Source organism: Mediterraneibacter torques (genome assembly GCF_044591705.1).
Taxonomy (GTDB): domain Bacteria; phylum Bacillota; class Clostridia; order Lachnospirales; family Lachnospiraceae; genus Mediterraneibacter; species Mediterraneibacter torques.
The window spans coordinates 2,856,920-2,872,270 of record NZ_CP172594.1 but is presented as its reverse complement, the minus strand read 5'-3'; the positions used below and the strand labels follow the sequence as shown (position 1 = coordinate 2,872,270).

Here is a 15,351-nt window from a genome sequence, read left to right as displayed (position 1 = left end):
GGTAGTAAGATGAGAAATATGTATGATTACGCATATGAATACGAGTATCAGTATCATCCGGAAAGGGCAGGAGAAATGTTTGCCGTAGTGTTCGCTTCGCTTTGGCTTGCGATCATGATAGGAATGCTCGTATTTATGCTTGGAAGTTACCTTCTGCATTCTTTCGGTCTGTATACGATCGCAAAGCGGATGGGGAAAAAAGATGCATGGATGGCATTTGTACCTTTTGCGAGAACATATTACCACGGGAATATGGCAGGTCCGATCCGACTGAAAAATACGACGATCAAAAATCCGGGATTGTGGAAACTGCTTTTTCCGATCATCTACAGCGGAGCGATCGGCATCTATGTACTGGTACTCGTATTTGGCATCGGAATGACGCTCGCCGGAAGTGCGGTGAATCAAAATGTGACAGGGGCGGGGATGAGCGTACTTGCGTTTTTCTTTATGTATTTCGTAGTGATCATTGTTTCGATCTTATTCGGAGCAGTTCAGATCGCTTTGAACGTCTTGGTGAATAAACAGATTTATGAAAACTTCGCGGAAGGAAATATGCCGGTTATTCATGCAGTATTATCATCGTTAGTACCGTTATACGAGGCGATATGCCTGTTTATTATGAGAAAGAGACCGTTTGTCCGATAAAACAAAAGTTATAAAAAAAACAGCGCTTCATATGATAGAAATATGGAGGGCTGTTTTTTGATGAAAAGATATACGATAGAACAAAAATTCAAATCGGCAGCTGCATTCCTTGTTATTTTGATATTGTTTCCGTACATTGTTTCTGTGTTTGTAAACGGAGTAGATCCAGAAGAGACAACGAATGAAAATTTTTACATCAGAGTTAAAGCTTCGGAGGAAGAAGAGGCAGACGGGATTGCAGAAGTAGAGTGGAATGAGTATCTTACGGGAGTGTTGGCAAAAGACGTACCGGCAGATACAGAGACGGAGGCACTGAAGGCGCAGGCGGTTCTTGTGAGGACACAGATCAGCCGTGCGCTGCAAAGAAGCACTCAGGCAGAAGAGACGGAGAATCAAAAGTCGGACAGAACCGGAAATGTATCAGATGTTATTTTGGAGATCGATTATTTGTCGCAGAAGGAAATGCAGGATCAATGGCCTGCCGATGAATATAAAAAGCGATATGAAAAATACAGAAATGCCATAGAATCGACAGAAAACGAGGTGTTATTTTATAATGATACATATGCATGGACACCGTTCCATCAGTCAAATACGGGAATGTCGCGCAGTGCGGAAGAAGTGCTCGGAAGTTCGGAGTTTCCGTATATTAAAGTGAAAGAATGTCCGGCAGATAAAGAATCGGAAGAACAGGTCGGCGTATTTACGTTTTCCTATGATCAAATACAGAAAAAATGTCATCATTTTCTGGCGGCAGAGACAGACGGAGAAAAAGCTGCGGCAGGATATTCTTTTAAAGATTTTGAAATTTTAGAACATGATTCGGCGGGATATGTGGGAAAGCTTCGGATAGGAGAAACAATTTGCACAGGAGATCAATTTCGGGATGCGCTGTCGCTTCCGTCGAGTTCTTTTTCGTTTGCGGAAAGCGGGAAGAAAATAAAAATTATAACGGCGGGAAACGGACATGGCATGGGGCTGAGTTGTTGGACTGCAAATAAAATGGCAAAAGACGGAAAAACATATAAAGAAATTTTGGAGTTTTTTTATGAAGGGACAAAGACAGAGAAGGATTTGAACTTTATTGCAAAAAATAAATAAAGTAATTATAATCAACAATAGAGTCAGAGAAAAACTTTTTTGAAAGGACAGAATAAAGTTATCATTTTCCGGCAAAAATATAACCAGAGGTGATGATAATGAATAAAAATGAAAAAATGTCCTTTTTAAAAGGCAAAGGAGCAGCCATCGGTATTGTAGTCTGCTTTATGGCAGTTCTGGCGGTCGTTGGAACATATACGGTCGGAAACTACAAAAAAGATATGAAAGAGCAGATGGCGAAAGCTGAAAAAGAGGCGGAACAGTTTACAGAAGATAACACGAAAGAAACAACTACAGATGAAATCCTCCTGCCGGAAGTGGAAGAAACGGATGAAAATGAACAAGAAAGCAGGGAAGATGTGTCTGATACAACAGGGACGGAAGAAGGAGTTCAGCAGACGGGAAGCGCCGCGTCAAATCTTTGGTTTTCAGAAGAAAGCGTTCTTACATGGCCTGCAAGCGGAGCAGTGATCAATGGATATAGTATGGATGAGACTGTATTTTTCCAGACATTAGAACAGTATCAATATAATCCTGCGATGATTATAGCCGGGGAAGCAGGAGAAACGATCAATGCATCTGCGGCAGGAACTGTGACTGCGATCGAGGAGTCGGCGCAGACGGGACTTACGGTGACGCTTGATATGGGAAACGGATATTCAGCAGTGTACGGACAGTTAAAAGATGTACAAGTTAAAACAGGAGATTATGTGGCAGCAGGCAGCGCAATCGGCAGTTTGAATGAGCCGACGAAATATTACAGCGTAGAAGGAACGAATCTGTATTTTCAAGTGCTTAAAGACGGAGAGCCGGTCGATCCGATGAATTTTATGGAATAGAAAAAGAAGTAATAATAAAAGAAGCAATGACCAAAGATATAACAAGAAAAGAAAAACGAAAGAAAAGAAATAATAAAAGACATGAATTATACCTATATTGTAAAGTGCAGTGACGGTTCGCTTTATACGGGCTGGACAAACAATCTTGAAAAACGGATCAAAGATCACAATGCGGGGCGGGGCGCGAAATACACAAAAGCGCGCCGTCCGGTTGTGCTTGTTTATAAGGAAGAATTTCCGACAAAGCAGGAAGCGATGAAGCGGGAGTGGGAAATTAAGCGACTGAGCAGAAAGGAAAAACTGAGCATGATCGAAAACTCAAAGAGTTAGGTCATGCTCAGTTTTTCTTTTTAAGAACTTAAAAAAGAGTTCTTTTATGTAGCAAACTGCTTATATTGAAAGGAAGGAAACAGTTTTACTTTAAATGTGTCATCGGAAGCATCGCAGCGCCGATGATACCCGGCTCATCAAGGAGAGCTTCTTTGAATACAACCGGCTGCATACCTACATGAATCATAGAGCGGTAATAAGATTCCATTTTTTCAAAGAATACATCTTTTCCCTTCATAACTCCGCCGCCTACAACGAATACATGAGGATCGATAATATGTCCGATAGCGCAGAACATCATTGCAAGATCATATGCCATGTCATCTACAATTTTGAGAGCCTGCTCGTCTCCTGAGCGGGCAAGATCAAATACATCGCCCGCGTGATTGATCTTATCTCCGAATACAGCTTTACCTTTTCTTGTGACAGCAGTTCCGCTCGCTTCGTTTTCAACAGCGCCTACATTCAAAATATTGTATTTTTCACGGTTTCTGTCAATACAGATATTTCCGATCTCGCCTGCGTGTCCGTTCTGACCGCCGATTACCTTTTGATCGATTACAAGTGCTCCGCCGACTCCGGTTGAAATTGTTACATAGTAAACGATAGGATAATCTTTTCCGGCTCCCTGAACAGCTTCTCCGAGAGCGGCAACTTTAACGTCGTTGTCCATGTAAGTCGGTTTATGAAAATGATTTTCGATATATTCCGCTATCGGAAAACCGATCAGTTTTGGAAGATTTGTAGAAACGATGATCTTGCCGTTGATCGTGTCGATCGGTCCGGGAATACCCATTCCGATTCCTTCACATTCTTCATATCCGTCAAGACTTTCAATCAGGGAAATCATAGTTTCCATAACAGCTTCTGCACCGCGTTCCGGGTGGCTTTCTGATTTTTTCATACATTTAATCGTTCCGTCTTCGGAAACGATAGCAGCGCGGATGTTTGTTCCGCCTAAGTCAACACCAATAAAATTTCTCATGATAGCACCTCGTTTTTTTTCCTTTTCTTTCTATTATACTAGATAGAAAAAAAGATACAAGGTAAGAATGCATATAAAATAAAAAAGAAAGAAAAGAAAAACAAAAAAACAGACAAAAATAAAAAAATGTAAGAAAAGGAGATAAAAAAGATGCCGACAGTTTAGCCGACATCTTTCTGATAACCTATCTTTCAATATTCGGGATTTTGATTAGCCGAAGTATCTCTTAAGAAGTCCTTCAAATGCTTTTCCGTGACGAGCTTCGTCTCTTGCCATCTCATGAACTGTATCGTGGATTGCATCGAGGTTAGCGGCTTTTGCACGTTTTGCAAGGTCGAATTTACCTGCTGTAGCGCCGTTCTCTGCATCTACACGCATCTCAAGGTTTTTCTTTGTGCTGTCTGTAACAACTTCGCCGAGAAGTTCAGCAAATTTAGAAGCGTGCTCAGCCTCTTCCCAAGCTGCTTTTTCCCAGTAAAGACCGATTTCCGGATATCCTTCTCTGTGTGCAACTCTAGCCATAGCAAGGTACATACCAACTTCTGTACATTCGCCTTCAAAGTTTGCTCTCAGATCTGCAAGGATGTCTTCGCTAACGCCCTGAGCAACACCGATAACGTGTTCTGCAGCCCATTCTCTTTCGCCTGTCTGCTCTTTGAATTTATCTGCGCCTGCGTGGCAAACCGGACATTCTGCCGGAGCTGCTTCTCCCTCAAAAACATAACCACATACTGTACATACAAATTTTTTCATAATTTTGATCTCCTTTTTTGAAAATAATATTGTTTATTTGTTATGACTTTTTAATGCAGTCACCGCATTTACCGAAAAACAAAGTGGAACTGGAAGTGATCGCTCCGTCAAAATTCTTACCGGCAAGGCAGTTGACTTCTTCGATACTCTTCATATCCAGATCCAGATCCAGTAACCGTCCACACTCTTCACAAAGAAAATGATTATGCGGTTCAATCCGTCCATCAAATCGATCTCCTCCGTCGGGAGTAGATATTTTTATGGCTTCGCCGATATCGGTCAGCAGATTTAAATTTCTGTAAACCGTGCCAAGACTGATGTTCGGAAATTCTTTCTTCACATGCATATAAACTGTGTCGGCGGTCGGATGCTCTTTGGTTGTCATAAGGTAATGCTTGATGGATTCTCGTTGTCTACTATATTTTAAAGCTGCCAATGGGAATCCCCCTTTCATAACTAACTAAGAACCGTTATTTAATAAATAATAGTAACGATTACTGTAATTAGAATATAATACAAAGAAAGATGTTTGTCAATCATTATTTTGAAAAAAATTATTTTTGGCTGTTAAAATTGAATATTTACGATAAAATGTTACAAAATAATTAATGAAACAAATGGAAAGAAGAAGAAAAAAGAATAATATAGAAACTTGCTGTCGAGAGATGTCAATGAAAAATCAGTAAGAGAAGTTGACAAACAAATAGCGAGTTGATATAATGTGAATGTAACAAATTTAACAAATGTGTAACATTTAAAGCTTCCTACAAAAGATAAATGTAATGCGGTAAATGACCGAAATATAGAGGAGGTTTTATATGAAGAAACCACACACAAAAGCGAGAGGCATTCTGTTTGCGGCAGCGGGAATGTTTCTGATCCCGGGGAGCGTGTCTGAAGTATCGGCGGCCGAAAGGAAAGACGAGCAGCCATTTATACAGGCATCGGGGATTGAATCGGTACTGGAGAAATGTTACGAGACAGAAGTAAAAGATAATATTAATCTCTATCTTGTACCAACAGAAGAGGGTGAGTATTTGAATATGGCGTTTTCTGATACGAAGGAGTTTACCTATATCAGAAACGCACCGGATGATTCCGGCGACTGGGTCGGGAAACTTTATAAAGATTCGGCGGCTCAGGTGCTGGAATATCTGGATGGCTGGACGAAGATCAGATCGGGTTCGGCTGAAGGATATGTGCCGGAAGATGCGCTTTTTACAGGAGAGGAGGCGCAGGCGCGTGCACAGGAGTATGAGAAGGATACAGTGACGGTTACGGCATATGTGCTTAATGTTCGGGAAGGCTGCGGAACGGACAGTAAGATTTTGACACAGATAAAAAAAGGCGAAGTTTATGAGACTGTGGGAGAAGCGACCGGCGGATGGTATCCGGTAAAAGTAGGAGATAAAAGCGGTTGGGTCTCAGGCGACTACGTGATTGCAGAAACTTCTTATTCTTATGGGGAGACAAAAGAAGAGGAAGAAAAGCGGATCGCAGAAGAAGAAGCGCAAGAAAAAATGGCAGCATCTGTCGTTTGCGGTGCTGACGGCAGACCGGGAACACGGCCTGTAGGCGCTGTTTCGCAGGGGAGAGTGAATACGCCTTCGCAAGCTCCGGGAACTCCGGGGCAGGCTGTTATTGATTATGCTTGTCAGTTTATCGGAAATCCATATGTTTGGGGAGGTACAAGCCTGACAAACGGAGCGGATTGTTCGGGTTTTGTACAGTCGGTTTATGCACATTTCGGAGTAAGTCTTCCACGGACGACATATGATATGGTGAATTCAGGATACGCCGTCAGTTACGAGGAAGCTCTTCCCGGAGACTTGATTTTGTATGACGGTCACGTCGGGCTTTATATGGGGGACGGAACGATCGTGAATGCAATGAACGAAGCAGATGGAATCGGAATATGCAGCGCTACCTATACTGATATTATTGCAGTAAGAAGAGTTCTGTAACACAAATTTTTTGAAATGGGGAATTTGTATTTTTGATGAGAGAAATACAGATTTCCCGTTTTCGACATAAAAAGACAAAATGCACAAATTTGTGTTTATTTGTAAAAAAATGTCGAAATTGAAAAACGTGGAGTTTTCAACTTATCCACACTGAAAACAACGAAAAAGGTGGAAAAAGTCGGTTTTCCCACAAAGTTATCCACATTATCCACATAAAAACATATGTTTTCGGTGGATTACTTTATAATAAAAAAAGAACGGATGTTTTGGTGAGTTATGATAAAAATGCAAATATGTCGAAAAAACTCGGATAAATTATTGACTTTTGAGTATTCAAAAAAACAAAAATAAAGGCAGGATATATCTGACAATTTAATGCGATGTAGATTTATGAAGTGTACAGAGAAGAAAGAGGATGCAGAAACAGTCATACGGTTAAAAAAGCAAGGGGGAATTCAGAGGGAATAATTCGGAGGGTGCTAGCGGAAAAAGGTGAATCAGGAAAACTGTTGATAATTTGCAGAACAAGGCTTATAATAGCCTCATAAATTCAAGGAGGAAGAGAAAATGGCAGAATTTTCAAAAGATACAAAAATCGGAGAACTTATTGATCAATTTCCGGAGAGCGCGCCGATTCTCATGGAGATCGGAATGCATTGTCTCGGATGCCCGGCGTCTCAGATGGAGACATTAGAGGAAGCGGCAATGGTTCATGGAATTGATTGTGGACTTCTTGTAGAAAAAATCAATGCTGCTGCAAAGGCAATGGGTAAATAAGAATTGCGTAAAAGGGTCGGCGCTTTGCGATTTGATTGATCGTTAAAGCGCCGACCCTTTTCTTTTGAGATCCGTTGTCCGCATACAAGTTTATAATGCGGATAATTTACATACTGCATCTGCCGATATGAGAATCGTGCAATGTTCTTCAAGAAATGCAAGCACGGAAGCGTCGGCTTTTTCCGGCGATCCGTATTCGGAAAGCATATTGCAGATCTTGTTAAATTCATTTAATTTATTTTCCACCGGTGCAAGGGCAAGAATAAATGTCTCAGCGCTTTCATCCTTATATAATGTATTTGCGCCGTGATAAGCGGGAGCAATTAATTTCGCGGCTTCGATTACTCCGTCCAGTGAAGAAAAAGAAAACAACCGGATCGAGAACGAATCCGTCTGCCGGGGCTCTTCAACAGGAGCTGATGTCGCCGCTGCCGCTTCTTTGACCTTGTTCAGGAGATTGAGAAACTCCTCTGCCCCCTGGAGTTTTTCCAGTGTCTCGGAATTCAGAGGGTCTGAATTGTCAGCCGGTGTGAATTTTGAGAACCGGGTATCTAATTCTTCGGGATCCTCGACTTTAGTTATAATAAGGACAATAGAATCAGCAGATGAAGGGATTGCCTCTATCATCAGCGGAATATTTTCTGCTTCAAATCCGAAATCGAATGACGCCTGCTGCATCATGTCGCGAAATAAAGATTTAGCCTTTTCTGTGCCGTAAGCAAGCTCGCTTAGCTTCAGATGGCGCGCTGCCAGATCAGCATGTGTCAATGTACAACGAATCTGATTTTCATTAAGTTTTTCAATCTTCATACAATCACATCCTTTATACTATATAAGATAATATGCATCGGGAATAAAAATAGATACATATCCTCAAGATAAGTATAAACAAAAAAGAAAAGGATGTAAAGACTTATCAACAAATCCCATGCGGTTATGAACAAAAAACACATTGAAAACATAAAATGCGGACAATATAATGGCACTTACAAAAGATAGTATTCACTGATAAGTAAATAAAATGAAAGGAGGGAATGCTGTTTAAACTCTTATTTCCGTATCGGCTGTCTTTTGCCCTGCCTGAAAATCCGGATGTATGTCACAAACCTCCGTACGATACATAATGAAAGGGCAGGAAAACTATATTTATCACGGTTTGCATGGAAAGGAGTATTGCGGGAGATGAAAATGGATGAAACGGAATATACAGAATTATATATGGAGCTGGAAAAGTATGAGAAGCGTGGGATTGATATGCTGCTTGACGGATATCAGGCAAGTCCGCTTCAGATCGTGACGGCACATATGGTAAAAGAAGCGGGAACATATATGCGCGATTATACGATGAGTGGGGATGGCAATATAGAAACTCTTAGATTTACTGATATTAATGAACACTTTCGGGCAGAAATTACCCCTTAATGCCGGACAAAGTGGAGGTTGTGTGAAAAAAGATGTCTAAAATCTGCTGAAAGAGGCAAATTATTAACGACGCGTGTTAAAAGTGTGATATAATGTACGCGTATAATTGCTAGTAGGAGGTACGGCATGGACGAAAGAGAAAAACGGGATGTGCGGGAATGGAGTCAGACATCAGATACCCGCAGACGACGCCCTGAAAACAATGCCCGGAAACCGGTAAACCGTTCGGGACAAAGCAGACAAAGAATGTCGGAAGCGGGACCTGGACGGAATAGAAGACCTGCGAGACAAAGCAGCAGAGCAAGGAGAAGAAGGCGGAATGCCGTTATACGGTGGTTTCTGTTTTTTGTGTTGATCATAATTGCAATAGGCGGATTTGTTATTTGGAAAAGATACGGTTCAACGAATGAGAAGGCCGATTTGAAACAATATTATGGAGTGGAGTCAGAAACAGATCCTGCGCTTGTAATTGACGATCAGGTTGTGAAACAGTCTCAGAATGCAGAAGAAGGAAATACGCCGGATCCGGTGAAAGTTTATGACGGGCAGTATTATGTCGAATATTCTGTTGCTCATAATCGGATCAATAAGCGGTTTTATTGGGATTCTAATGAGAACGTTCTTCTTTATACACTTCCGGGAGGCAGTGTTTCGGCAGCGGTAGGCAGTAAAGAATATACAGACATAACAGAGAAAAAGAGTGAAGATTATGTGATCCTGAAAACAGAAGGAAAGATTGCATATATTGCCCTTCCGTTTATCCAGCAATACACGAATATGGAATACGAAGTGTATGATGATCCGACCCGCGTAGTGATTACAACTGAGTGGGGAGAGAAGAAAGTGGCTTCCATCAAAAGGGATACGCAGGTACGCTATCAGGGCGGTGTGAAAAGTCCGGTTTTGACAGAAGTAAAGAAATCGGATAAGGTAACTGTTCTTGAAGATGAGAATGACTGGATGAAAGTGGCTACAAAAGACGGGTTTATCGGATATGTGAAAACAAATGCGCTCAACAGTGTTGAAAAAGAGCTGGTATCCCGGGATTATGAAGAACCGGAATATACGAATATTTCGGAAAACTATACGATCAATATGGCGTGGCATAATGTTTCTAACGCCGATGCTAATAGTTATATATTGGAAACGATTGCGTCGACAAAAGGGCTGAATACGATTGCGCCGACATGGTTCAGTCTTGCGGATACAGAAGGTAATATTACATCGCTTGCAGATGCGGATTATGTAAATTACGCACATCAGTCTAATTTGGAAGTATGGGCAGTGCTGAGGGATTTTCATGGAGGAATCAATTCTTATGAAGAAACATATCAAGTGCTGAGCTATACGTCGAAGCGGGCAAAACTGATCAATCAAGTTATATCAAAAGCGCTGGAGACTGACGTGGATGGAATTAACCTTGATTTTGAACTTGTATCCGATGAGTGCGGACCGCATTATGTGCAGTTCGTGCGTGAACTTTCGGTGAAGTGCCGTCAGAATGGACTTGTTTTTTCTGTAGATAATTATGTTCCGCAGCCTTATAATGCACATTATGACATTGAAGAACAGGCGGCAGTGGCGGACTATGTTGTTGTTATGGGATATGATGAACATACAGAAGGATCGTATGAAGCAGGTTCGGTTGCGTCGATCGGGTATCTGAAAAACGGAATATCAGAGGCCCTTAAGTCAGTACCGGCGGATAAATTGATCGCAGGAGTACCGTTTTATACCCGGCTTTGGTTTGAACGGCCAAAGACTGACGAAGAATTTGCGGCAGATGAGGGAACGGAAGCCGAAAATTATCCGAATAAAGTAAAGAGTTCCGCTTATGGAATGGATGATGCGGCAGAACTTATCTCATCAATGGGGGCACAGACGGAATGGGATGATAAGACGAAGCAGAATTATGCCCAGTGGGAAGGCGACGGAGGCGTTTATAAAATTTGGTTAGAAGATACTCAGTCGCTGGAAGAGAAGCTGAAAGTTATTAAAGAAAACCAGCTTGCGGGTGTTGCGGAGTGGAGTCTTGGAATGGAAGGTTCCGGCGTGTGGGATCTCATCCTGCAATATGTAAATTAAAATGTGAACTAAAACATGAAATAAAATATCTGAAAAGGACATCCTCTTTTTGCATATATATTTATATGGAAAAGGAGGGTGTTTTTATATGCGGAAAAAAATAGTTTTCGGAATGGCGATTATTTCTCTTGTGGCAATCATTGTTTTGTGTCAAAAAGCAGGGGTGAGGCTTAAGGAGACGTTTAGGGAAAGTGAAGAAACTAATTCGGGGGCGGTTATAGGGATGAAAGAAAAGGAGAATGAGAAATCGGATAAAAAGGAGCGCGGGGAAAAACAAGGGGAAGCGCATAAGAAGAGAACGGTTGTAGTGGATGCCGGACACGGCGGTCCTGACGGCGGAAAAACGGGAGTCAACGGGAAGCTTGAGAAAGAGCTGAACTTAATAATCGCAGAGAAAGTGAAAAAGCTTCTTGAAGAGGAAGGGATTGCAGTGATCATGACACGTGAAGAGGACGGATGGCTTGCGGAAACCAGGATCGGAGATTTGAAAGAGCGGGTTCGCATTATGAATGAATCAAAGGCAGATCTTGCTGTAAGTATACATCAAAACAGTTATCATGAAGAAAGTGTTTTTGGAGCGCAGGTGTTTTATTATACGACGTCCGGGGAAGGGAAAGCGGCGGCGGAAATTTTGCAGAATGAACTTCTGGAAATTGATCCGGAAAATAAAAAGCGTGAAAAAGCAAATAATACTTATTATATATTGAAGAAAACAGAAGTGCCGACAGTAATTGTGGAATGTGGTTTTTTGAGTAATCACAAAGAAGCGGAAAAACTTTCTGATGAAGCGTATCAAGGAAAAATAGCAGAGGCTGTAGTAAAAGGAATTAAGAGTTTTTTTTTGAAATAAATAATGCTATAATATAGGGCATGGAAACAAAAATAGAAAAGATCGATAAAAACAAAATAAATGAAGAGATTATAGAAGAAGCGGGAATGATTCTGAAAAACGGCGGTTTGGTTGCTTTTCCGACCGAGACGGTATATGGGCTCGGAGCGGATGCGCTCAAAGAGGAGGCGGCGATGAAGACGTATGCGGCAAAAGGGCGACCGTCGGATAATCCTCTGATCGTGCATATTGCAGAATATGAAGATTTGAGGAAGATTGCTGTTAATATCCCGGCTGAAACAGATGCCCTTGCAGCTCACTTCTGGCCGGGACCGCTTACTATGATCTTTGAAAAGAGCGAGGTTGTTCCTTATGGTACGACGGGAGGTCTTGATACAGTGGCGGTTCGTATGCCTACAGATGAAGTGGCGAGAGCGCTTATACGGGCAGCGGGCGGATTCGTTTCTGCCCCGAGCGCAAATACTTCGGGAAGACCAAGTCCGACGTTGGCGGAACATGTTGCGGAAGATTTGGGCGGAAAGATCGATATGATCTTAGACGGAGGAGCAGTTGAGATCGGACTAGAGTCTACGATACTTGATATGACGGTGACGCCGCCTATGATCTTGAGACCGGGAGCGATTACTGCGGAAATGTTTGAAGAAGTGATCGGAAAAGTAGATGTTGATGAGACGCTTCTTGTGGCGGAGAGTGAGAAAGCTCCGAAAGCTCCGGGGATGAAGTACAGACATTACGCTCCGAAAGCAAAACTGATGATTGTAGAAGGAGATCTGCGGGAGGAGATTTTTGCGATTCGCCAGCTTGCATACAAGGCTTATAAAGAAGGAAGAAAAGTGGGGGTTATTGCTACGACAGAGACACTTCCTTTTTATAAATACGGCGTAGTGAAAAATATTGGTACACGGGAAAATGAGAAAACGATCGCTCGAAATCTCTATAGAGTGCTCAGAGAATTTGATGAGGAAGATGTGGAAGAGATTTACAGTGAATCTTTTGCCGCGCAAGGAATCGGAAAAGCGATTATGAATCGTTTGGAAAAAGCGGCGGGGCATACGCGTCTTTCGGCGGCGGAGATCGCAAAACGGCAGAAGTACCGAAGAATCATATTTATAAGCGGTACGGATTCTGCCCGGGCGCCGATGGCGGCGGAGATGTTAAGGCATGAAGATCTGGCGCAGGAATATGTGATTGATTCACGGGGATTGGTCGTGCTGTTTCCCGAACCGGCGAATCAGAAAGCGGAGGCGATCATGAAGAGCGCCCAGATGACCCTTGAAAATCATGTTTCCAGACAGCTTGAACCGGAAACGCTGGTGGAGGATACTCTTGTCCTTACGATCGAGGAAGCCGAGAAAAACAAAATCTTGTCCGAATACGGAACAAAAGCTAACGTTTATACGTTGAATGAATTCGTGGGAAGCGACGGAGAAATCCCGAATCCATATGGGAAACCTTTGACAGCTTACGGAGAATGCTATGAGATATTGCGTGAATTAATAAAAGAACTTGCAGAAAAATTAAATTACATTGCGGAGGAAGAATAATGACAGGAAAAGTAATTGTGATGGATCACCCCTTGATCACACATAAGATCAATTATGTAAGACAGGAAAACGTAGGAACAAAAGAATTTCGTGAGGTGATCGGGGAAATTGCACAGTTGATGTGCTACGAGGCGACGAGAGATCTGAAAATGAGTGATGTTCAGATCAAAACACCTCTTATGGAGATGACAGGGAAAATGCTTTCAGGCAAAAAACTGGCTATCGTACCGATCCTTCGTGCGGGAATCGGAATGGTAGACGGAATGTTATCTCTGATTCCGGCGGCGAAGGTCGGACATATCGGTCTTTACAGAGATCCGGAGACATTAGAACCGGTAGAATATTATTGTAAACTTCCGGCAGATTGTGAAGAGAGAGAAGTGTTTGTAGTTGATCCTATGCTGGCTACGGGAGGTTCCAGTGTGGCGGCGATCAGAATGCTGAAAGAAAAAGGCGTAAAACATATCCGTTTCCTTTGTATCCTTGCAGCGCCGGAAGGAGTTAAGAAGATGCAGGAAGCGCATCCGGATGTAGACATTTATATAGGGGCGCTTGATGAGAAGCTCAATGATCATGGCTATATTGTTCCGGGACTTGGCGATGCCGGAGATCGTATTTTCGGAACAAAATAAAAAGCTTACAGAGAACAGAACAGAGATGAAAGGAGCGGAGTTGATGTCGGGGAAGAGAACAGATTATTTGACGTGGGATGAGTATTTTATGGGAGTAGCCATGCTTTCGGGGATGCGATCAAAAGACCCGAATACGCAGGTTGGCTGTTGTATTGTCAGTCAGGATAATAAAATCCTCTCTATGGGATATAATGGATTTCCGTTAGGGTGTTCGGATGATGAATTTCCGTGGGTAAGAGACGGCGAAGACCCGCTTGAGACAAAATATGTATATTCGACACATAGCGAGTTGAATGCAATTTTAAATTACAGCGGAGGAAGTTTGGCCGGAGCGAAGCTCTATGTTTCGCTCTTTCCCTGCAATGAATGTGCAAAAGCGATCATACAGGCGGGGATTAAAGAAGTAATCTATGATTGTGATAAATATGCCGATACTCCGAGCGTTATTGCGTCGAAAAGAATGATGGATGCGGCGGGAGTCAGATACCATCAATATCATCGTACAAACAGAAAGATTGAGATTGAATTATGATACGGACAGTACAGACAGAGATAATTACGGAAACAATAAAAAAGATGTGCATAGAGGCAAATTACTCGCTTTCTTCGGATATGGTGAAAGCGATGCGAAAAGCAGAGGAAAAAGAGGAGTCCGTGCTTGGAAAACAAATTCTGGCACAGCTTCAGGATAATCTTGAAATTGCCGCTTCGGATATGATACCGATCTGCCAGGATACAGGAATGGCAGTTGTGTTTCTTGAGGTAGGACAAGATGTGCATTTTGAAGGCGGAAGTTTCGAAGATGCGGTAAACGAAGGGGTGCGCCGGGGCTATACGGAAGGTTTTTTGAGAAAGTCAGTCGTAGGAGACCCTATTTTGCGGGAAAACACAAAAGATAATACTCCTGCGGTTATTCATACGCGGATCGTGGAAGGTGATCGAGTGAAGATCACGGTAGCTCCGAAAGGTTTCGGAAGTGAGAATATGAGCCGTGTGTTTATGCTGAAACCGGCGGAAGGACTTGAAGGAGTAAAAAATGCGATTCTTACAGCTGTCAAAGACGCGGGACCAAATGCTTGCCCGCCGTTGGTAGTTGGGGTCGGAATCGGAGGAACATTTGAAAAATGCGCCTTAATGGCGAAGAAAGCGCTTACGCGAGAAGTGGGAAAACATTCGGATATTCCATATGTGAGAAAACTCGAAGAAGAAATGTTGGAGAAGATCAACTGTCTTGGCATCGGACCGGGCGGATTGGGTGGCACGGTGACGGCTTTGGCAGTAAATGTCAACACATATCCGACTCATATTGCGGGACTTCCGGTTGCGGTGAATATATGCTGCCATGTGAACAGGCATACAGTCTGTGTTTTGTAAAAACAGCGGATAAGATAGCAGCAGTGGAAAAAGGCAGAAGTGAAAGG

At 42.5% G+C, this 15,351-nt stretch carries 17 protein-coding genes; 13 read left to right on the top strand and 4 right to left on the bottom strand.

Annotated elements, in window-relative coordinates; genetic code table 11:
* Positions 1 to 9 precede the first annotated feature (9 nt).
* The 4 genes from ACH9UM_RS13295 to ACH9UM_RS13280 all read left to right on the top strand — a co-directional run bounded on the left by ACH9UM_RS13295 (position 10) and on the right by ACH9UM_RS13280 (position 2,918).
* Positions 10 to 648, top strand: coding sequence for a hypothetical protein (locus ACH9UM_RS13295; protein WP_004847253.1), 639 nt, complete (start codon positions 10 to 12; stop codon positions 646 to 648).
* Positions 649 to 708: 60 nt separating this feature from the next.
* Positions 709 to 1,749, top strand: a complete 1,041-nt coding sequence (locus tag ACH9UM_RS13290) for a SpoIID/LytB domain-containing protein (protein WP_129795051.1) — start codon at positions 709 to 711, stop codon at positions 1,747 to 1,749.
* 98 nt (positions 1,750 to 1,847) lie between these two features.
* Positions 1,848 to 2,588: a M23 family metallopeptidase gene (locus tag ACH9UM_RS13285; RefSeq protein ID WP_009243004.1), complete on the top strand. Its 741-nt coding sequence runs from the start codon at positions 1,848 to 1,850 to the stop codon at positions 2,586 to 2,588.
* Positions 2,589 to 2,669: 81 nt separating this feature from the next.
* A complete protein-coding gene (locus ACH9UM_RS13280) occupies positions 2,670 to 2,918 on the top strand; it encodes a GIY-YIG nuclease family protein (protein ID WP_004847248.1) in 249 nt (82 codons plus the stop codon).
* A gap of 85 nt (positions 2,919 to 3,003) precedes the next feature.
* Here the strand turns inward: ACH9UM_RS13280 and ACH9UM_RS13275 are convergent, their stop codons facing one another.
* From ACH9UM_RS13275 to ACH9UM_RS13265, 3 genes are all read right to left on the bottom strand, one after another.
* Entirely contained in the window at positions 3,004 to 3,903 is a 900-nt protein-coding gene (locus ACH9UM_RS13275; RefSeq protein ID WP_004847246.1) for an ROK family protein, read from the bottom strand.
* A gap of 210 nt (positions 3,904 to 4,113) precedes the next feature.
* Entirely contained in the window at positions 4,114 to 4,656 is a 543-nt protein-coding gene (locus ACH9UM_RS13270) for an NADH peroxidase (protein ID WP_004847244.1), read from the bottom strand.
* A gap of 40 nt (positions 4,657 to 4,696) precedes the next feature.
* On the bottom strand, positions 4,697 to 5,092 hold the full coding sequence (locus ACH9UM_RS13265) for a transcriptional repressor (protein ID WP_009243005.1): 396 nt from the start codon (positions 5,090 to 5,092) through the stop codon (positions 4,697 to 4,699).
* Positions 5,093 to 5,474: 382 nt separating this feature from the next.
* Between ACH9UM_RS13265 and ACH9UM_RS13260 the strand changes: the two genes are divergently transcribed.
* Positions 5,475 to 6,620 (top strand): NlpC/P60 family protein, encoded by a 1,146-nt coding sequence (locus tag ACH9UM_RS13260; protein WP_004847241.1) that lies wholly within the window; start codon positions 5,475 to 5,477, stop codon positions 6,618 to 6,620.
* Between the two features lie 567 nt (positions 6,621 to 7,187).
* Positions 7,188 to 7,397: a DUF1858 domain-containing protein gene (locus tag ACH9UM_RS13255; RefSeq protein WP_004847239.1), complete on the top strand. Its 210-nt coding sequence runs from the start codon at positions 7,188 to 7,190 to the stop codon at positions 7,395 to 7,397.
* A gap of 90 nt (positions 7,398 to 7,487) precedes the next feature.
* Here the strand turns inward: ACH9UM_RS13255 and ACH9UM_RS13250 are convergent, their stop codons facing one another.
* Positions 7,488 to 8,207 carry an adaptor protein MecA gene (locus ACH9UM_RS13250; protein WP_004847238.1) on the bottom strand — a complete coding sequence of 240 codons (720 nt, stop codon included), beginning with the start codon at positions 8,205 to 8,207 and terminating at the stop codon, positions 7,488 to 7,490.
* A 378-nt stretch (positions 8,208 to 8,585) separates the two neighbouring features.
* Here ACH9UM_RS13250 and ACH9UM_RS13245 point away from each other — a divergent pair, with 378 nt between their 5' ends.
* The 7 genes from ACH9UM_RS13245 (at position 8,586) to ACH9UM_RS13215 (ending at position 15,304) form a co-directional block, all read left to right on the top strand.
* Positions 8,586 to 8,819, top strand: a complete 234-nt coding sequence (locus ACH9UM_RS13245; protein ID WP_330360053.1) for a hypothetical protein — start codon at positions 8,586 to 8,588, stop codon at positions 8,817 to 8,819.
* 126 nt (positions 8,820 to 8,945) lie between these two features.
* The gene (locus tag ACH9UM_RS13240) at positions 8,946 to 10,904 is read left to right on the top strand and encodes a glycosyl hydrolase family 18 protein (protein ID WP_009243007.1); all 1,959 of its coding nucleotides are present in this window, start codon (positions 8,946 to 8,948) and stop codon (positions 10,902 to 10,904) included.
* 88 nt (positions 10,905 to 10,992) lie between these two features.
* The gene (locus tag ACH9UM_RS13235; RefSeq protein WP_009320448.1) at positions 10,993 to 11,754 is read left to right on the top strand and encodes an N-acetylmuramoyl-L-alanine amidase; all 762 of its coding nucleotides are present in this window, start codon (positions 10,993 to 10,995) and stop codon (positions 11,752 to 11,754) included.
* A gap of 20 nt (positions 11,755 to 11,774) precedes the next feature.
* The gene (locus tag ACH9UM_RS13230; protein ID WP_004847227.1) at positions 11,775 to 13,298 is read left to right on the top strand and encodes an L-threonylcarbamoyladenylate synthase; all 1,524 of its coding nucleotides are present in this window, start codon (positions 11,775 to 11,777) and stop codon (positions 13,296 to 13,298) included.
* Positions 13,298 to 13,930, top strand: a complete 633-nt coding sequence (gene upp / locus ACH9UM_RS13225) for a uracil phosphoribosyltransferase (RefSeq protein WP_004847226.1) — start codon at positions 13,298 to 13,300, stop codon at positions 13,928 to 13,930. Before ACH9UM_RS13230 ends, upp begins: the two co-directional genes overlap by 1 nt.
* A gap of 43 nt (positions 13,931 to 13,973) precedes the next feature.
* Positions 13,974 to 14,462: a dCMP deaminase family protein gene (locus tag ACH9UM_RS13220; protein WP_044929531.1), complete on the top strand. Its 489-nt coding sequence runs from the start codon at positions 13,974 to 13,976 to the stop codon at positions 14,460 to 14,462.
* Complete coding sequence (locus ACH9UM_RS13215; RefSeq protein WP_004847222.1) at positions 14,459 to 15,304, top strand: fumarate hydratase; 846 nt, start codon at positions 14,459 to 14,461, stop codon at positions 15,302 to 15,304. The genes ACH9UM_RS13220 and ACH9UM_RS13215 overlap by 4 nt, the downstream gene beginning before the upstream one ends.
* The last annotated feature ends 47 nt before the right edge of the window (positions 15,305 to 15,351 follow it).